The following is a 19,113-nucleotide window of genomic DNA, read 5'->3' on the forward strand; positions in this document are numbered from 1 at the left end:
CCCGTGTACAATGGACGCGCATTCTACCCGAGCCCGACCATGCCCTCACACGCCCAATCCCTACGCAGTGGCGGCCTGCGGCGCGAGATCGCCGCGCTGGCCGCGCGCATGATGGCCGAAGACGGCATCAGCGACTTCGGCTTCGCCAAACGCAAGGCCGCCAAGCAGTTGGGCGCGACCGACCTGGACGCGCTCCCCAACAACAGCGAGGTCGAAGCCGAACTGCGCGCATGGCTGGCGCTCTACCAGGACGAGGAGCAGCCCGAGCGCCTGTTCGAGATGCGCAGCGCCGCCGTCGAAGTGATGCGCCTGCTTGCGGACTTCCGCCCCTATCTGACCGGCGGCGCACTCGACGGCACCGCGGGGCGCTACTCCGAACTGGAGATCGAGATCTTTCCGGAAAGCACGAAGGACGTGGAGATCTTCTTCCTCAACCAGGACTTCCCCTACGAACACCGTGAGCCGAGACGGCCCGCACCGCATGCACCCGAGGCCGTGCTGAGCTTCGATTGGGGAGAGGTGCCGGTGAAGGTCTCCATCTACCCCTCGTCTGCCGAGCGCAGCCCGCGCCGCGGCCAGGATCGCGCACGGCTCGCCCAGGTCGAGGCGCTGCTCGCGGACGGACTCGCCACGGACACGCCGCCCGCCCCCTTCTGATCTGCCCTTGCGCGCGCTTCGTGCTGCATCGTTCCGGTGTGTCGCCCCGACCCGTTGCGGACGTGCGACCGCGCGGGATCGCTTGCGATGGACGAGACTCGGGCGCACAATCCGCGCACAAAAATCCTCGTGCCGCACTTGATGCGCCTGCGCAAACCGGCACCCAACGTGGACAAAATGCCGCGAAATGCGTCAAACTTGCAGGCATGAAGCACGCAAAACAACAAATGCGGCCACCCCCACAGCGTTGAAGGGCTCGCCCTCAGGCACGCACTGCGACAGATGGCGACGCCGCCGTCTTGGCACGTCATGCTTCGCCCCGCGTCGGCTCATCGACGCCCCCGGCCCGCCGCAAACCGACGGGCCCGCGAATACCAGTCACCCCAGGCCGTCAAGCACACTTCACTGACGGTCGCGTCCGGAGAACATCATGGATCTGCGCAAGCTGAAGAAACTCATCGACCTCGTCCAGGAGTCGGGCATCGCCGAACTCGAGGTCACCGAAGGCGAGGAAAAAGTCCGTATCGCCAAGCACAGTCCGGCAGCACCGACCACCTATTACGCCCAGCTTCCCGCTTCGGCGCCCGCACCGGGCGCGCTGGTGGCGGGTGACGCGCCGGCCGCCCACGTCAGCAGTGCGCTCCCCAGCGGCCACATCGTCAAGTCACCCATGGTCGGCACCTTCTATCGCGCCAGTTCGCCAGGCGCCAAGCCCTTGGTCGAGATCGGCCAGTCGGTCTCCGAAGGCGACCGACTGTGCATCATCGAAGCGATGAAGCTGATGAACGAAATCGAGGCTGACGCGGCCGGCGTCATCAAGGCCATCCTGGTCGAGAACGGCGAGCCGGTCGAGTACGGCCAGCCCCTGTTCGTCATCGACTGAGCGCGCGCACGATGTTCGAAAAGATCCTGATCGCCAACCGCGGAGAGATCGCCCTGCGGATCCTGCGCGCATGCCGCGAGCTCGGCATCAAGACCGTGGCGGTGCACTCGGAGGCGGACACCGACGCCAAGTACGTCCGTCTCGCCGACGAGTCGGTGTGCATCGGCCCACCGCCCTCGCTGCAGAGCTACCTGAATGTGCCGGCCATCATCTCGGCTGCCGAGGTGACCGACGCCGAGGCCATCCACCCCGGCTACGGCTTCCTGTCCGAGAACGCCGACTTCGGCGAACGCGTCGAGCAGTCCGGCTTCGTCTTCATCGGGCCGCGCCCCGAGACCATCCGTCTGATGGGCGACAAGGTTTCAGCCAAGGACGCGATGAAGGCCGCCGGCGTGCCCTGCGTACCCGGCTCCGACGGCGCCCTGCCCGACGACCCGAAAGAGATCGTCAAGATCGCGCGCGCGATCGGCTACCCGGTCATCATCAAGGCGGCCGGCGGCGGCGGCGGTCGCGGCATGCGCGTGGTGCACACCGAAGCCGCCCTGCTCAACGCGGTGACCACCACACGCACCGAAGCCCAGGCCGCGTTCAACAACCCGGTCGTGTACATGGAGAAGTTCCTCGAGAACCCGCGCCATGTCGAGATCCAGGTACTGGCCGACCAGCACGGCAACGCCGTGTATCTGGGCGAACGCGACTGCTCGATGCAGCGCCGCCACCAGAAGGTCATCGAGGAGGCGCCCGCGCCGGGCATCGACCGCAAGGCAATCTCCGCCGTGGGCGAGCGTTGCGCCGAGGCCTGCCGCAAGATCGGCTACCGTGGCGCCGGCACCTTCGAGTTCCTGTTCGAGAACGGCGAGTTCTACTTCATCGAGATGAACACCCGCGTGCAGGTCGAGCACCCGGTCACCGAACTCATCACCGGCATCGACATCGTGCAGGCGCAGATCCGTATCGCTGCCGGCGAAAAGCTGTGGTTCCGCCAGCGCGACATCGCGTTCCGCGGACACGCCATCGAGTGCCGCATCAACGCCGAGGATCCGTTCAAATTCACGCCCTCGCCGGGGCGCATCACCAACTGGCATACCCCGGGCGGCCCCGGCGTACGCGTGGACTCGCATGTCTATAACGGCTACACGGTGCCGCCGCACTACGACTCGATGATCGGCAAGCTGATCACCTACGGCGACACGCGTGACCAGGCGATCCGGCGCATGCGCATCGCGCTGTCGGAGATGATGGTCGAAGGCATCAAGACCAACGTCCCGCTGCACCAGACGCTGATGCTCGACCCGCGCTTCGTCGAGGGCGGCACCAGCATCCACTATCTCGAGCACAAGCTCGCCGACCGCAACGAAGTCCAGGGCTGACACACGATGTGGATCTCGGTCACCCTGCAGGCCGACGCCGACAAGGCCGAAGCACTCTCCGATGCCTTGATGGAGGCGGGCGCCCTGTCCGTCTCCATCGAGGATGCCGACGCAGGGACCGAGGCCGAGACGCCGCAGTTCGGCGAACCCGGCCATCTGCCCACCAGCCTGTGGGCGCACAGCAAGGTGATCGCGCTGTTCGACGGCGACACCGGCGGCGAGACGCTCGCCGCCATGTTGGGCGAGGCGGCGAGCGCAGCGGGCTTCGCGGCCGTGCCGCCGTTCTCGACCGAAACCGTGGCCGAACAGAACTGGGTGCAGCTCACCCAGAGCCAGTTCGACCCGATCCGCATCACCGATCGCATGTGGATCGTGCCCTCGTGGCATGAGGCGCCGGACGCAGATGCAATCAACATCGAGCTCGACCCGGGCATGGCCTTCGGCACCGGCTCGCACCCCACCACCCGGCTGTGCCTGGAATGGCTGTGCGACACCGTTACGCCCGGCTGCAGCGTACTCGACTACGGCTGCGGCTCGGGCATCCTCGGCATCGCGGCGGCACGCCTGGGCGCAGGCGACGTGCTCGGGATCGATATCGACGAGAAGGCGGTCGAGGCTGCGCGGGACAACGCCGAGCGCAACCGGGTGCGGCTGCGGCTGCAGCACTCCGCACAGCCCACCGGCGAGACCTTCGAGTGCGTCGTGGCGAACATCCTCACCAACCCGCTGTGCGTACTCGCCCCGGCGATCGCGGCACGCGTCGCACCGGGCGGTCAGGTCGCACTGTCCGGCGTGCTGGAGAGCCAGGCCGAGCAGGTCATCGAAGCCTGGGCGCCATTCATCACCCTGCGGGCCGGCGCCACGCTCGAGGGCTGGGTGAGACTGGAAGGGCGCCGCCCGGGGCCATGATGCTCACGCGCTGCCCTGCCTGCCAGACCGTGTTCCGGCTTCGCCCGGAACAGCTGGACGCACGAGGCGGCGAAGTCCGCTGCGGGCACTGCTTCCATCCCTTCAACGCGCGCGCGCACGCCTTCGAGCCACCCACAGAAGCCAAAAGGGAGGAAGCCCGTGCTGCTGCCAGGCAGCCCCCTCCGCAGGTCCAGACGCAGTCCGCACAGGGCACGCCGACGGCGCCCGCATCGCTGACGACACTGGATTTCGACATCCCGGGCAGCCCATTCGATGCGGCGCAGGACACGCCGCCCCCAGCGCCCTTCGATGAAGCCGGCCTCGCGCCCCCTGTGACCGAGTTCGAACTCGCTCCACCAGCCCGAACGGAACAGGCTGCGCCGCATTTCCCCGAGGTCTTGCGCCATGTACGGCGCGCCACGAGCAACGATTCAGACCCAGCGCTCGACGATGCCCTCCGCGGCCGGCCGTCCGCTCAACCGTCGCCGGCAGAAGCACCGCTGCCTGCATTCGACCGCAGCCAGCACCCGATGACCGCGGACAGCACGGGGGCCTTCTCAAGCACACGAGCCATCGCCATCCCGGAGCCTTCCGAGGCCCCCGCCTCCCCCGAGCCCCCCAGTGCGGTCCGGACGGCGTCGATGGCACAGCGCGAAGCGGATCGATCCGAAGCGGATTCCGCAGAACCCGACCTCGCCCGCCTGGATGCCACCTACGGGCGACCGACGCAGGCCCGGAGCCCGCTGGCGAATGCCCTGGGCCGCGTACTGGTGCTGCTGATGGCGATTGGCCTGGGCGCCCAGGCCGTCTACCTGTACCGGACCGACATCGCACGCGAACTTCCCGGCCTGCGCCCGGTGCTGGAGCAGACCTGCGCGCGCATCGGCTGCATCGTTCCCTACCCACGCGACGCAGAGCAGATCGCCATCGAGGCATCCGACCTGCAAGCCGAGCCTGGAAAGCCCGGGTACTACATGCTCCGCGCAACGCTCAACAACCGCGCCCAGTACGCGCAGCAATGGCCCCATCTCGAACTGACGCTGACCGACGCCGGCGACAACCCGATTTCGCGCCGCGTGCTCGCGCCCGCGGAGTGGCTGGCGGAGACTCGCAGCGCGCCGGCCTTCGCCGCACGCAGGCTGGTCGACCTGCGCATCCCCTTCGAAACGACCGGAATCGCCCCCACCGGCTACCGCATCTACGCCTTCTACCCATGAACGGCGCGTAAACGCAGCCGGGGCCCCGCAAGGCCCCGGCCGGATAAGACCACGACGCCATCACGCGCACGAAGGAGTCAGCGCGACACCCTCGTCGTTCCGCCGTCCCGCAACACGCGCACCCGCTCACCCGCCCGGAAGCGCTCACCTTCATCCGCCTGCACTACAGCGAGAAACTGCCCATTGTCGAGGCGCACCGTCACTTCCACGCCCGGCGTGCGCGTCGCGCCTTCCTCAACCGCCGCGCCCGCGACACCGCCCACGACTGCACCGATCACCGTCGCTACCGCCTGTCCCCGGCCGCCGCCGATCGTGCTGCCCGCGATGCCGCCGACCGCGGCGCCGGCCACCGAGCCGACCGGCGTCTTCGTGCCTTCGAGTTGCACCGCGCGCACGGACTCGATCGTACCGAACTGCACGGTCATGGCACGCCTTGCCTCCGTACGCGAATACGTCCCGCCCCCCAGCCCCTGCGCGCAACCGCCGAGGACCAGGGCCGCCAGCATCGCACCGACTGCCGCCTGCATCTTCATGCCCTTTCGACTCACCATAGCTCCTCCCCGAAGGCCGCGCGGAAGCGGGAACCGATCTCCGTCCGCGTGGGTTGATGATTCTGTCCGCCGCGATGGGCGATCTTGATCGCCCCCATGACCGCTGCCAGACGCGCGCTCTTGACCATGTCCCAGCCGCTGGCAATGCCGTGCAGCAGACCTGCACGATAGGCATCCCCGCAGCCGGTGGGGTCGACGACCGCATCGGCCTGCACCGCGGGAACGACATGGCGCTCGCCCCTCCAGTACAGGCGCGACCCTTCGGCACCCAAGGTCACGACCAGCGCCTCGACCTCGCGCGCGAGTTCCTCTTCGCTGCGTCCGGTCTTGTCGCACATCAGGCGGGCCTCGTAGTCATTGACCGTACAGTAGCGCGCCTGTTGCAGGCATTTCAGTAACGCCTCGCTACCGAGGATCGGTAGCGCCTGGCCGGGATCGAACACGAAGGGCACGCCCGCCGCAGCAAATCCGTCGGCGTGACGCAGCATCCCGTCCGCGCCATCGGGCGAAACGATGCCCAGGGTCGCCCCCTTCGCCTCGCGAACATCGTTGAGGTGGGAGTGGAACATCGCCCCCGGGTGAAACGCGGTGATCTGGTTGTCGTCGAGATCGGTGGTGATGAAAGCCTGCGCCGTGAAGGTCCCCGGCACCTCGCGCACGAAGTCCTCGCGCAGGCCAAGCGCACGCATGCGCGCACGGTAAGGACCGGCATCCTCACCCACGGTCGCCACGATGCTTGGATCGCTGCCCAGCAACTTCAGGTTGTAGGCGATGTTGCCTGCGCAGCCGCCGAACTCCCTGCGCATGTCGGGCACCAGAAAGGAAACGTTCAGGATGTGGATCTGCTCAGGGAGGATGTGGTTCTTGAAGCGGTCATGAAAGACCATGATCGAGTCGTAGGCGACCGATCCACAGACGAGGATGGACATGTTTTAAGGGAAATTCTCTATCTTGTAATCAACTCGCAAACTCACCCGCAGCGTGAGACCGGATCAAGCATCTGCTTGCGCGACAGCAGCCCCTCCCTCCACCACGCTCAGGACCGGACGCCTCTCCGGCGGCGGCGAATACTCGGGAATCCACTGCGCAAGCATTAAGCGCACCTCCGCATCCGTCACCACGCCCCCCTGCCCCAACCAGGACAGGATCCTGTTCAAAAGATCCATTCTTACGGGCGATGCCCTTGCCACGCGCAGCTTCGGATGCGGGGTTTCAAGCGTGAGCTCGTGACCGGAGAGCAACTCCTCGTATAGCTTCTCGCCGGGGCGAAGACCCGTATACTCGATCCGTATGTCATCTTCCGAGTAACCAGACAAGCGAATCATGTTCCTCGCCAGGTCATCGATCCGAACCGGTTTCCCCATCTCGAGGACGAAAATCTCTCCGCCCTGCCCCATCGTTGCCGCCTGCAGAACCAACTGAGCCGCTTCATGAATCGACATGAAATAGCGCGTAACTTCCGGATGCGTTACGGTCACGGGGCCGCCACGAGCGATCTGCTCTTCGAAACGGGGAATGACGCTGCCGGTACTGCCCAGCACATTGCCAAACCTCACCATCACGAAGTGTGTCTTCGCAGCCGAAGCCTGCATGGCCTGACACACCATCTCGGCGAGGCGCTTCGAGGCGCCCATGACATTGGTGGGGTTAACCGCTTTGTCCGTCGAGATCATGACAAACCGATCCACACCAAAATCCTTTGCTGCGCAACAGAGGACATGGGTACCGAGAACATTGTTGCGCACCGCCTGCCAGGCATTGCCTACTTCCATCAGAGGCACATGCTTATAGGCTGCAGCGTGAAACACCACCTCTGGCGAAAAACGCCGAAAGACATCGTAAACCCGGTCTCGATCCTTAACGTCACCAACAATCGGATAAAAGGCAACGCCCGGGAAGTTATCCTCGAACCACTGTGAGACCTTGTAGAGGGCGAATTCGGACTGCTCGAACAGCACAACGGCTTCCGGCCTGAATCGGGCCAATTGCCGACACAACTCCGAGCCGATGGATCCACCCGCTCCGGTTACCAGAACGACGCGCCCCTCCAGCATTGCACTCACGTACTGCGTTTCGATCCACACAGGCTCCCGGCCCAGCAAATCCTCAATCTCCACCTTACGCAAATTGGACACCGTCACGGCGTTCGCCATGACGTCTTCGATTCTCGGAATCGTGAGCACCTGAACCCCCGCCTGAACCGCGAGGCTGGTAACCACACTGTGAATGGTGCGCTGATCCGGATGCACCGCAACAACAGCGTGATGGGCGCGGGACGCCTTGGCGACATGCTCGAGCATCGCGATCGGCCCCATGACCCGGAAGCCGCCGATCTCACGCCCCCATTTCCCCTGATCATCATCCAGCAAACCGACCACCCGCCAGTCAGGGCTCTTGGCCAATTCGCGCACAAGCATCGCAGCCGTTCTGCCAGCGCCCACCACAATGACGGGCTTGCCCGCTCCAAGGGCTTCCCGGTACAGCGTGTCCTCTTTCCAGATACGGTACAGGGCTCTCCCGCCTCCCATGAACACCAGCAGGAACATCGGGTAGAGAAGCAAGAGCGAAAGCACGAGTGGCTCCGATGACCCCACGACGAACGAAAACGCGCCCAGCCCAACGGTCGAAGCTGCGATCGCCTTCAGAAGCCGTTTCAGGTCGGGCAGGCTCGCGAACGCCCACAGCCCGCGATACAGTCCGGCTACCCTGCACGCAAGTGCATGCAGAGGCACCATCCATGCCGCCACCCCCCAGAACAGATCTGGATGGGCTTGGATACTATCGAACGAAAACCTCAGCACAAAAGCACAGGACCATGCGAGCAGCCCGCAGCAGAGGTCGAACAGAAAGACAAGTGCCGACCTGTTCAGATACTTCAAGGCGGCTACCGGGACGGGGCGAGCAGGGATGTTGCCCATCTGCGTTCAATCCAGTAAGCAAAGACAATCAACGCCACCGCGACGGCAGCAAAAACGCCAAACAGCGCTTGCTCGGACTTCAAAATCAGGCCCACAAGCCCCATCGCGCCACAGAAAAACATCAAACCGTATTCAGCGACCGCAGTTCGCCCGTGACCAAATCCGCTCAGCACCAAGCGCTGATAGAAGTGGTCTCGATGCGCACGCCACACCGCTTCTCGACGCAATGCGCGCCGTACCAGGGTAAATGTCGCATCCGCAACAAAGGGCGCAAAAACGACCAGCGGAAACCACAAGGGCCAGACGCCTTCGCTCCACCCATGCATGCCCATGGCGGCCATCAGGAATCCAAGCGGCACCGACCCAGCATCGCCCATGAACACCCTCGCGGGGTGAAAGTTGAACAGCAGGAATCCCAGAGACGAGCCAGCGACTGCGGCGCAAGCCGCAGCCAGACCGGGGTGCGCCCCCATCCCCGCGGCCGCCGCAAGGAAACCGAAGCCCAGGAAACCCATGCCGCCGGCAAGTCCATCGGCGCCATCCATGAAATTATAAAGGTTCATCCCCCATGCGACCCCAATTACCGCGCAGCCCGTCAACAGTAAGTGCTCCTCGCCAAGCCAGCCGGTCGAAAAGAGCCACAAGGCAGCGATGCACAGGTGCGCAAGTAAACGCAACGACGCTGACAGTCCCATGCGGTCATCCCCGAACGAGAGCAGCGCCAGTCCAGCGGCGCACGCACCGAGCACCGGATCAAGCATCGCGACCCAGCCGAGCGCACCGACGATGATGCCCCACCCACCGACCCTGGGAATGGGGCGATCATGAAGAGAGCGGCGGTTCGGCCGATCGACCGCCATGCGCCACGCCCATCCGGTATGGAGCAGCAAACCCACTACGGCCATCGACAGCGCCAGTGCGCCGAGCGCAGGCAGCAGCAGGTTCGTCACATCAACACCCTTCACGTTCGGCCACCCCGGAAAGCATGCTGCGCAGCCCATCTTCGAGCCGGACGCGAGCCCGCCACCCCAGCTCGGCCTCTGCCCGGGCCGGCCGGTAACATCCGCCGCCAAACAGACGGGACAACACATCCGAGTCGAAGGGAACACCCTTCCAACCGAGCCCACGCAAGCAGTCTCCCGTTCGTGCTGCTGCGCGCAACGCCCACGCCGGGACCGACCATGCAGGCATCGTCTTCCCCGCAGTTGCCAGGATCGCCGCCTGCAAGCCCCTGCTCGAAACACAATCCGGGCCGGCTAGAACGTAGGTTCGCCCCGCAGCACATGGCTCATCGGCTGCGAGAATCAGACCCTCAACGAGGTCGTCGAGGTGCAGCAGCGAGCGCTTCGCGCCGGTCTCGGGCAGCGGCGGAACACGGCCCCGTGCCACACTCTCCACAAAGGCCGCCAATCCCCCCTTGCAGCCCGGTCCATAAACTGCGCAGGGCCGCACGATGACCACCTCGAGCCCCATTGGCGAAAACACCCCCGTCAGAAGCCGCTCGGCGGCCCGCTTCGAGCGGCCATATGCGGTTTCGGGCTCGACACCAGCGCGCCAATCCTCATCCGCGCATACCTCCCCCGGCTCCGCCATCGCCTTCACCGAAGAAACCAACACCAGCCGCCGCACCCCCTTCTGCACCGCCGCCTCAGCCAGCATCCGCACGCCCTGATGATTGACCTGCCAGTGCAAGGCTTCATCACCCCCCACATGGGCGAGGCCGGCGCAGTGGACAATGGTGTCGACCCCAGAGCATGCGCGCAGGACCGACCCGGCATCCACCAGATCCCCCTCCACCGTCTGCACCCCCGGGACATATCCTCTGCGCACGAAAGCGCGCACGGACCTGCCATCAGCCAAGGCACGCGCGAGCAAGGCACGGCCCACGAATCCGTGCGCCCCGGTAATCAGCATGAGCGCACTCAAACCCACCTCCAGCCGTGCAGCGAAAAGAAGGCGAACGCCGAGCGAACGAATGCGCGTACGTGAACGTGCCCCTTTCTCGCTGCGCCTCCCCCGTGATGAAGAATGCGTACGGAGGGCACCCGGGCCACCCGCCCCAGCCTGCGGGTGCGGATGCTCAAGTCGAAATCCTCGAAATAGAGAAAGAACCGCTCGTCGAAGCCCATGAGCGCCTGCAACGCATCTGCACGAAACAGCATGCAGCACCCCCCCGCAACGGGCGGATCCCACAGTATGCCGTCGGGCGCATCACGCATCTCGTAGGCCGCCAACAACCGCGTGAATCGCCTGTTTACCCACCCTGGCGCAAACCCACGGAGCGCAAGCACGAGCACCGATGGATAGCGCCTGCAGAGGTGCTCTCGCTCACCGGCGGGCGAGACGACCTCCGGCACCACCAGCGCACAATCCGGCTGGTTTCCCATGAACGCCATGGCATTGCGCAACGCCAGCGGCTCGAACTCCACGTCGGGATTGAGAACCAGATGATACGAAGCACGAACCAGCCCAATGGTCATGTTGTGCCCGCGCCCGAAACCCACGTTGCCGTGCCCGCTCATGATGCGTGGCTGGTCGATGCGCGACACCGGCAAGACCTCTTCGAGCCACGGCGTGCCGGCCGGGGTGTTGTCGACGATCACCAGTAGCGCGCTCAGGCCCGCCCGGCGAACCGATTCCCCCAAAGTCTGCAACGTCCTTTGCAACTGATGGCGATCCGGCTTGAATACGACCACGCTGACGAGCAGATCGCACGCCTGCGTGGCGTCGTGCCGCACAACGCTCAAAGCGCCCCCCGTCGTGTCGCTTCCATTCCTATCGTCCCACGCCCATGTTAGATTCCAGCCCTTCGACAGCACACCAAGGCGCGCCCGCAGCCCGTTCTCCATGACCGCACCAGACGGCATCAAGCACGTTTATCAGCGCAACATCGACCTTGATCAGCCAGACTCACTGACTGCCATATGCAGCATGATACCTCGCGGCTCTTCAGTGCTGGACGTCGGCACGGGAAGCGGCGCACTTGGCCGGTATCTTTCGCAACAGCTTTCGTGCATCGTCGATGGCATCACCCACAACGAAGCCGAGGCACAGCTTGCGCGCGCCCACTACCGTAGCGTGGTCGTAGCGGACCTCGACGCCGCGGAACTGGCCGATCTGTTTGCAGACGCCCGCTACGACTACATCGTGTGCGCAGACGTACTCGAACATCTCCGCGCACCCGAGCGCGTGCTAAACGCCTGCCATGCAAAGCTCGCGGAAGATGGCAGGCTGCTCGTATCCGTTCCCAACGCGGGATACATCGGCCTGATCGGCGAACTCATGGCGGGAGAGTTCCGTTACCGGGAAGAGGGGCTTCTCGACCGTACGCACTTACGCTTTTATACACGCCACTCGCTTTTGCGCTTTCTCGCCGAGCATGGCTTCGCATCCGAGTCGATCCAGGAAATCGTCCGTGAGCTCCCGGACTCCGAGTTCGGCCCGGTGTTCGACCTTCTCCCGCCCGCAGTGTCTCGCTACCTGCTGGGCTTCGACGACGGGCTCACGTATCAATTCGTCATCAGTTGCCGCCCCTGCCCGGCAGCCGATACGCTAGGCCAGCCGACGCCCGACAGCACCCAGGCGAGCCGCACGCTCGCTTTCTATACGGTCGAGTTGTACGGGCACTGCGACGGCACCTACGATGAAGCACACAAGTTGCTCGGCTCCGGACGCATCGGAAGCGAGCGCCAATGGCTGACATTCGATCTGCGTGGCTTTGCCAGCCCGCCCACCCGGCTTCGCCTCGACCCGGCCGACCGGCCCGGCCTTCTTCGAATCCACGCCATCGAACTGCACTCGGCAGAGGACTCGCAGGTATGGGCATGGGACGGCCAGGCGACCAGCCTCGCCACATGCCCCGCCCACCAGTCCATCGTTGAGCCCTTCCCCTGGCCGTCCGGCGATGGAGCAATGCTCCTGCTCACCGGGGAAGACCCCTGGATCGAACTCCCGGTGCCCGCGCAGACCCTAGCACAGTCTCCGGACGCACGATTGCGAATCGCCCTCTCCTGGCCCATGTCGGCGGATTGCGTCATCTACGCCCAGCGGTTTGCCGAACAGCAGGCGCTGCTTACCCAACAGCAGGAGCGACTTGCCCAACAGAAGACCCTGCTTGACGATGAACAGGCTCATGCCCGGCAACTGCTGGAGAACAAAGCTGCGCTCTCACACGAACTCGCTGGTCTCAAACAGCATGTCGTCGAGCTTGAGGCAGCACATGAAGCAGCACGCCTCAGCGCGCAGGAAACCGCACTTGCCCTGGCACAGAGGTGCCATGATCGTGAAGAGCACCTCAGCGAGTTGACCGAACAGCTTGCCGATCTGCGCAGTCACCTGGACGACATCCACCGATCGACCGTATTCCGCGCGACCCGGCCGCTGGTCAACGCAAAAATGAAGATCGACACCTTTCTGAAGGGAACACCTCCCACCGTGGATGAAGTGCGCCCGCCCATCGCCCCCGTCACGCCGCCAGAAAAGCCGGTCGACGTGATCGTTCCCGTCTATAGGGGACTGGAAGATACCCGCCGCTGCATCGAATCCGTTCTTTCACCTCAGGCGAACGTGCAAACACCGTTCAGGCTGATCGTGATCAACGACGCCGGCCCCGAGCCTGAGCTTGCGGCATGGCTTCACACCCTTCCCGCACGCGACGCGCGCATCGTCTTGCTGGAGAACGAAACCAACCTCGGGTTCGTCGGCACGGTGAACCGAGGCATGGCACTGTCGGACACCCATGACGTACTGCTGCTCAACAGCGACACCGAAGTCGCCGGAGACTGGCTCGACCGCCTCCGTGCCTGCGCCTACAGCAACCCGAAGGCCGGCACCGTCACCCCTGCCTCGAATAACGCCACCATCTGCAGCTACCCCAGATTCTGCGCTGCAAACGCGTTACCGCGCGGCATTCAAACCCCTGAACTCGACGCGCTGTTCGCCGCGACCAATGCAGGCGTTGCCGTAGAGATACCGACTGCGGTCGGGTTCTGCATGTACATCCGGCGCGACTGCCTGACCCAGACCGGCCTGTTCGACATGGAGCGTTTTGGCAAGGGTTATGGGGAGGAGAACGACTTCTGCATGCGCGCTGCGGCGCATGGCTGGCACCATCTGCTCGCACTCGACGTTTTCGTCCGCCACGCGGGGGGCGTCAGCTTCGGCGCAGAGAAGAGCCCACGAGAACGGGACGCCCTCGAGATCCTCCGAGGCTTGTATCCGGATTACGAGACCCGCGTACACCGGCACGTCGCCAGGGACCCGGCCCAGCCGTACCGCCTCGCGGTGGACATCGCTCGGCTCCAGCGCACCAACCTGCCCACCCTGCTGTTCATAGGGCATAACCGTGGCGGCGGCACGCAGCGCCATATTCACGAGTTGGCCGACGCGCTCGAAGGCATTGCGCAAGCCTTTCTGCTGCGCCCCGCAAGCGATGGCCTCACCACGCTCGAGTGGATCAATCGGGGCGAAGCGTTCAGTCTCTGCTTCCGGCTGCCCGACGAGTTCGAGCAACTGCTCATCGCGCTGAGGACGGCAGGCGTCGTCCATGTGCATGTTCATCATCTGCTCGGGCTGCATCCGATCGTCGAATCCATCGCCCGGCAACTCGGCGTGGAGTACGACTTCACCGCGCACGATTACTACAGCATCTGCCCGCAGATCAGTCTCACCGGCAAGGACAACCGGTTCTGCGGAGAAACGGGGAACAGCGAACAGACCGGCGCCGGCCTCGAACGCTGCCGGCAGTGCCTGAAATCCAGTCCGGCCCCGGGCGGCGTGGACATCCTCGACTGGCGCACGCACGGGCGCAGCATCCTCGAGGGCGCACGCAAGGTGTTCGCGCCAAGCGCGGACACCGCGCAACGTTTGCACCGGGCCGCACCCTCTGCAAACATCATCGTCGCGCCCCATGCCGACCTCGCCGCCCCGATTCCACCCGCCAAAGGGCCGGTAACCGGCATCGGTGATCGGCCGCTGCGCGTCGCCGTCATTGGCGCCCTCAGCCCAATCAAGGGAGCAGATGTCCTCGAAACCACCGCGATCGCTGCAGCGCGTCGGGGGCTGGCGCTGGATTTTCACCTGCTCGGCTACGCCTACCGCGCAATGCGCACACAGCCCCGCGCGCGCCTGACCATACATGGCGAGTACGATGAAGAGGACCTGCCCGAACTGCTCGCCTGGCTCGAGCCAGACGTCGTGTGGTTTCCCGCCCAGTGGCCGGAAACGTACAGCTACACGCTCAGCGCCTGCCTGCAGGCAGGCCTGCCCGTGGTGGCGCCCGCGCTCGGCGCCTTCAGCGAAAGGCTTGGCGCGCGCCAATGGACCTGGCTGGTACCCTGGGAGCACGGAACGGAAGATCATGCGGACTTTTTCGAGCACATCCGCGCGACGCACTTCCGGGATGGCAGCCCGCCGGAGCTCACACCGGGCAACACCGCCCCGCCCGCGCATGATTACCGGCAGGACTACCTGCCTACCATCTCCGGGCAAGCACCCCGGCGGCCGCTCGATAGCGCCTATCTGCGCAGCTTCCGCTGCGGCGGCGACGGTCGCCCACGGACCCTAACGTCCTCGGTCAAGGCGCGCACCTTCGGCATCCTCGTGCGGCTTCGCAGCACGCGCCTGCTTCGCACACTCGCACGGCGGATACCATTGCGCTGGCAAACGCGGATGAAAACCTGGCTTCAGTCCTGAGCGTCCTAAGTCGACGCCTGCACAAAGAAGCGGTCCGCCACAGCCCAGAAATGCCAGGCTGGTGGCTGTGTGCGGATCGCCTGCTCCAGGTGAGTGAACACCGCGGCGGCCATGCGCTCGACGCTCTCCTGCGGCAGCACCTCCTCGATCTGCAGGCTGCGCATGCCCGTCCCTGGATCGAAGCCCGTCACGTACACCGTTAGCGGCATCTGCCGTTCCACCGCGAGTTTGAAAAGAGCCCGCGGCACGCGCGCCGAGTACCCCATGAACGGGATGATCTCGCTGGCGCTCACCTGATCCGCAGGCACATCCACTGCGGCCATGACCTGCTCATCCGTACGCAAGGCGCTCACCACACGGCGCAGCCCCTTCGTCGCATCGATCGGCGCGCTACCGAGCGCCCGCTGTACGGCGCGGTTGCGCAGACGGTAGTAGTGATACAGGACCATGTTGTGCGGAAAAGCCGCCCGCTCGAGGGGCGCCACCAGCGCGTGGGGCTTCAGCCCGCTGGCACCGGCGTGGCGCAAGCCCCACATGCCCGCCCCCCAATGAAAGGTGCACAGGATCGCCGCGCCACCGTCTGGCCAACGGCCCGTTACACGCAGATGCCGCCGCATCCATCCATCCCCGCGCGTGATCGCGAGCATGAAGTCCGCATGGTCCACCAGAATCACCAGACGCGCGGCCCGCACCCAGGCTGCCGCGTCCGCGGCACCAACCTGCCCCAGGGACACCGCATGTCGCAGCGCGGCCTCGCACCGCTCGCGGTACAGCCATCCGAAGCGTGAAAAGACGCGCAACAAGCGAAACCCCACACGCCAGGGCAGCAGCGCAGCGAGACCCGGCAACAGCACGCATTCAGTCAGGTCACGCAACTCGGTGCCAAGCCGCCTCCACATGCGCGTCAGCACCACGTATGCGCCAGTCGCAGCAACCCCGGCGTGGAGTCCGGATCCACCCAGGTGAACCGCAGGTGGTGCAACCACTCATCGTAGACCACAAGACCCGCCGTATCGAACAGATAGGCACTCAAGACATATTCACCGCTGTGCAGCGGCAGACCGGGGAAACACAGTCCGATACGCCAGGTCCCGGCGCCGGAACGCCGTGCGGTGACCCCATCCACGTGCGTGCCGACCGACGTGATGCCCACACCATTGACCTGCTCGAGCATGATACCGATCTGCGGCACCTCATCGCCGGGCATCCGCACCTCGATCTCCATCGCCAGGTCCGGCCCCTCGAGCGCACCGTCACCCTCAGCGCCCACCAGCACGAAGGACTCGATGGCCGCCTGCCTGCCGCTGCGAGCAGGCTGTGCCGACGCCGCCGGCAGGCTGCCCCGGCCATCCTGGTCCTGCGCCCGCACATGCGCTTCGTAGGCTGCGAGGACGCCTTCGGTCGGCCCTCTGGCACGCACGCGCCCCCCGTCCAGCCAGATCGCCACGTCGCAGAGGTGGCGAATATGGTACAGGCTGTGCGAGCAGAACAGGATGGTGCAGCCATTGCTGCGGAACGACTCGATGCGCTCCACGCACTTCTTCTGGAAGTGCTGGTCGCCGACGGCCAGCGCTTCGTCGATGATGAGCACCTTTGGCTCCACCGCGGTGACGAGGGCAAAGGCCAGGCGAACGACCATGCCCGACGAATAGGTCTTGACCGGCCGGTCGATCGCGTCCTCGAGTTCGGCGAACTGGACGATCGAAGGCTCCAGCGCGTTCATCTCGCGCTCGCTGATCCCGATCAGGGCACCGCCAAAGTACAGATTCTCGCGCCCCGTGAACTCCGGGTGGAAGCCAGCCCCCAGTTCAAGGATGGCCGTTACCCTGCCCTGTCGCTCCAGCAGGCCGCACGAGGCCTGCAGCGAACCTGCGACAAGCTTGAGCAGGGTGCTCTTGCCCGCGCCGTTGTCACCGATCAGGCCCAGACACTGCCCCCGCGCCAGCGTAAAGGAAACGTCCCTCAGCGCCCAGTGCTCGCGAAAGTGCCCGGTCGCTCCCAGCAACGAGAACAGTCGCGCGCGCGGCGACTCGTAGAGCCTGTAGACCTTGCCCAGGCCTTCGGCACGCAAAACCACAGGCTGCATGATCCGGCTCTCCGCTCCGTCTAAAGCCAATCGACGAGTTGTTCACGGCTCCGCGACACCGCCGACTGGAGCACAACCCAGGTAAGCACCAGCCAGGCGCCAAGCCCGAGCCACGTGACGGGGTCCGGCCAACGCCCTTCGAGCAGCACGGCCTGATACCCCTGCACCAGCGGCGTCATCGGATTCAGCCAGAGCAAGGGGCGCATCGCCTCGGGGAACAGGCTGAGCGGGAACAGGATCGGCGCCGTGAACACCCCGATCGAGAGCAGAAACCCCACTACCTGAAGGGTGTCACGTACGGCCGCCGCGATGATCGAGAGCAGCCACGCCAGCGCCAGCGCCAGCACCACCTGCCCCGCCACGAGCAGAGGAAGCGCGAGCAGGCTTGGCCGGAGGCCATTCATGGGGGCGTACGCCACCGCGAGCAAGACAAGCAGCGGGGCGAAGATGAGCGCGCTGGCAAGCACCGCCCGCGCCGGGAAGAGGGCCGGCGGCAAGGGGTTCTTGCGCAGCAGGTCGCCCGCCTCCACCAGGCTGCCCATGCCGCGCGAAACCGCATCACAGAAGGCCATCCACGGCAGCATGCCCACGATCAGGAACGCACCGACGGCCCGCGTCGGCGCGCCCTCACCCAGGCGCATGCCGAAGACCACATCGAAAACAAGGTAGTACGCGGCCATCGTGAGCAGCGGCTGCGCATACACCCAGCCCACGCCAATGATCGAACCGGCGTGCCGGGCCGCCACCTCGCGCCGCGCCATCAGCCACAACAGGCTGCGGGCGCGCACGAGGCCGCTGCACTGGAGAACGAGCTCCTTACCCATGCGCCATTCAGCGCTGCCGTGAACGGGTGTAGCGCTCGATGGCCTCGCCGTCGATCGACGCACCCTTCTCGAGAGTCTCGGTGAGCCCGAATCGCGTGCGCTTCGCGAGCGCGGTCCGCGCCTCGTCCAGCAGGGATGCGCGCACGTCTTCGAAGGCCTGCCGCCCCGCGGGACGGATCTCTTCCACCAGGATCACGTGGTAGCCAAACTCGGTCTGCACCGGTTCGGGGACCAGCCCGGGGGCCTTCAGGCCAAAAGCTGCGTTCTCGAAGGCGGGCACCATACGGTTACGCCCGAAGGCGCCGAGGTCTCCGCCACGCGCGGCCGACGAGACATCGTCCGACTTTCGGCGGGCCAGGTCGGCAAAGTCCGCGCCCGGTGCCGAAGCCTCGGCGAGGATCTCGCGGGCGAGGGCTTCCGCGTCGTCCCGGTCGGCACGCACGAGAATATGACGGGCCCGCACCTGCTCGCCGGCGTCGAAGCGCTCGGGCTGTGCCCGGTAGGTGGCCCGGGCAAGGTTCTCGAGCGCAGACGTGTCGGCAAGCGCCGCGGCCTCCGCACCTTCGAGGCGGAGATCGGACAGCGCGCGCTCTTCGAGCAGGCGCAAGCGTGCGCAGAACAGCGGGGTGTCGGCCTCGCCGGCGCGGCGCGCCTGCTCGGCGAGCACTCGCCGGATGTAAAGGGACATCGCGATCTGCTGCACGTCCTGCGGCCGCGTCAGCACCAGGTCGCGCTGCTCGGGCGCACGATTGGCGAGATCGGCCTCGACGTCAAGCGCGGTGATGGAGACGCCCTCGCCGCGGACCAGGACAAACGCGTCGGCAGGCGATGCAGCGCGCAGCGCGGCCGACGTAGTGAATAGGGTGGCACAAGCCAGAAACAACAAGCCGTTCTTCATCTTGATGAAACTTTCGTTCTCCGCAAGCGGAACTGACCAGAAGGGAAAGCCTTGAGACGGGGCAGAAACGAAGAAGGGCGGGGGAGACCCCCGCCCTTTCCCTACAC

At 65.5% G+C, this 19,113-nt stretch carries 16 protein-coding genes; 6 read left to right on the forward strand and 10 right to left on the reverse strand.

Annotated features, from left to right (window positions below):
• The first annotated feature begins 39 nt into the window (after positions 1-39).
• The 5 genes from ACNKW1_RS08940 (at position 40) to ACNKW1_RS08960 (ending at position 5,036) form a co-directional block, all read left to right on the forward strand.
• Entirely contained in the window at positions 40-657 is a 618-nt protein-coding gene (locus ACNKW1_RS08940; protein WP_418364233.1) for a hypothetical protein, read from the forward strand.
• Between the two features lie 430 nt (positions 658-1,087).
• Complete coding sequence (accB, locus tag ACNKW1_RS08945; protein WP_418364234.1) at positions 1,088-1,540, forward strand: acetyl-CoA carboxylase biotin carboxyl carrier protein; 453 nt, start codon at positions 1,088-1,090, stop codon at positions 1,538-1,540.
• Positions 1,541-1,551: 11 nt separating this feature from the next.
• Positions 1,552-2,910 carry an acetyl-CoA carboxylase biotin carboxylase subunit gene (gene accC, locus ACNKW1_RS08950; protein WP_418364235.1) on the forward strand — a complete coding sequence of 453 codons (1,359 nt, stop codon included), beginning with the start codon at positions 1,552-1,554 and terminating at the stop codon, positions 2,908-2,910.
• A gap of 6 nt (positions 2,911-2,916) precedes the next feature.
• Positions 2,917-3,819, forward strand: a complete 903-nt coding sequence (prmA, locus tag ACNKW1_RS08955; protein ID WP_418364236.1) for a 50S ribosomal protein L11 methyltransferase — start codon at positions 2,917-2,919, stop codon at positions 3,817-3,819.
• Entirely contained in the window at positions 3,816-5,036 is a 1,221-nt protein-coding gene (locus tag ACNKW1_RS08960) for a DUF3426 domain-containing protein (protein ID WP_418364237.1), read from the forward strand. The genes prmA and ACNKW1_RS08960 overlap by 4 nt, the downstream gene beginning before the upstream one ends.
• A 77-nt stretch (positions 5,037-5,113) precedes the next feature.
• Here the strand turns inward: ACNKW1_RS08960 and ACNKW1_RS08965 are convergent, their stop codons facing one another.
• The 6 genes from ACNKW1_RS08965 to ACNKW1_RS08990 form a co-directional block, all read right to left on the reverse strand.
• Entirely contained in the window at positions 5,114-5,587 is a 474-nt protein-coding gene (locus tag ACNKW1_RS08965) for a glycine zipper 2TM domain-containing protein (protein ID WP_418364238.1), read from the reverse strand.
• Positions 5,581-6,516 carry a carbohydrate kinase family protein gene (locus ACNKW1_RS08970; RefSeq protein WP_418364239.1) on the reverse strand — a complete coding sequence of 312 codons (936 nt, stop codon included), beginning with the start codon at positions 6,514-6,516 and terminating at the stop codon, positions 5,581-5,583. Before ACNKW1_RS08970 ends, ACNKW1_RS08965 begins: the two co-directional genes overlap by 7 nt.
• Before the next feature lie 63 nt (positions 6,517-6,579).
• Positions 6,580-8,505, reverse strand: coding sequence for a polysaccharide biosynthesis protein (locus tag ACNKW1_RS08975; RefSeq protein ID WP_418364240.1), 1,926 nt, complete (start codon positions 8,503-8,505; stop codon positions 6,580-6,582).
• A complete protein-coding gene (locus ACNKW1_RS08980; RefSeq protein ID WP_418364241.1) occupies positions 8,472-9,470 on the reverse strand; it encodes an MraY family glycosyltransferase in 999 nt (332 codons plus the stop codon). The genes ACNKW1_RS08975 and ACNKW1_RS08980 overlap by 34 nt, the downstream gene beginning before the upstream one ends.
• Complete coding sequence (locus tag ACNKW1_RS08985) at positions 9,457-10,419, reverse strand: NAD-dependent epimerase/dehydratase family protein (RefSeq protein ID WP_418364242.1); 963 nt, start codon at positions 10,417-10,419, stop codon at positions 9,457-9,459. Before ACNKW1_RS08985 ends, ACNKW1_RS08980 begins: the two co-directional genes overlap by 14 nt.
• An 8-nt stretch (positions 10,420-10,427) precedes the next feature.
• Complete coding sequence (locus ACNKW1_RS08990) at positions 10,428-11,354, reverse strand: hypothetical protein (RefSeq protein ID WP_418364243.1); 927 nt, start codon at positions 11,352-11,354, stop codon at positions 10,428-10,430.
• Here ACNKW1_RS08990 and ACNKW1_RS08995 point away from each other — a divergent pair.
• The gene (locus ACNKW1_RS08995; protein WP_418364244.1) at positions 11,353-15,198 is read left to right on the forward strand and encodes a methyltransferase domain-containing protein; all 3,846 of its coding nucleotides are present in this window, start codon (positions 11,353-11,355) and stop codon (positions 15,196-15,198) included. The two genes, ACNKW1_RS08990 and ACNKW1_RS08995, sit on opposite strands and share 2 nt — an antisense overlap.
• A 5-nt stretch (positions 15,199-15,203) precedes the next feature.
• Here the strand turns inward: ACNKW1_RS08995 and ACNKW1_RS09000 are convergent, their stop codons facing one another.
• From ACNKW1_RS09000 to ACNKW1_RS09015, 4 genes are read right to left on the reverse strand one after another with little or no spacing between them, the layout of a single operon-like run.
• Positions 15,204-16,097, reverse strand: coding sequence for a hypothetical protein (locus ACNKW1_RS09000; RefSeq protein WP_418364245.1), 894 nt, complete (start codon positions 16,095-16,097; stop codon positions 15,204-15,206).
• A 5-nt stretch (positions 16,098-16,102) separates the two neighbouring features.
• Positions 16,103-17,284: an ABC transporter ATP-binding protein gene (locus ACNKW1_RS09005; RefSeq protein WP_418364246.1), complete on the reverse strand. Its 1,182-nt coding sequence runs from the start codon at positions 17,282-17,284 to the stop codon at positions 16,103-16,105.
• A 20-nt stretch (positions 17,285-17,304) separates the two neighbouring features.
• Entirely contained in the window at positions 17,305-18,108 is an 804-nt protein-coding gene (locus ACNKW1_RS09010; RefSeq protein ID WP_418364247.1) for an ABC transporter permease, read from the reverse strand.
• A gap of 7 nt (positions 18,109-18,115) precedes the next feature.
• On the reverse strand, positions 18,116-19,006 hold the full coding sequence (locus tag ACNKW1_RS09015; protein WP_418364248.1) for a peptidylprolyl isomerase: 891 nt from the start codon (positions 19,004-19,006) through the stop codon (positions 18,116-18,118).
• Positions 19,007-19,113 lie beyond the last annotated feature (107 nt).

Source organism: Thauera sp. WH-2, assembly GCF_048321015.1.
In the GTDB taxonomy this organism is placed as follows: Bacteria; Pseudomonadota; Gammaproteobacteria; order Burkholderiales; family Rhodocyclaceae; genus Thauera.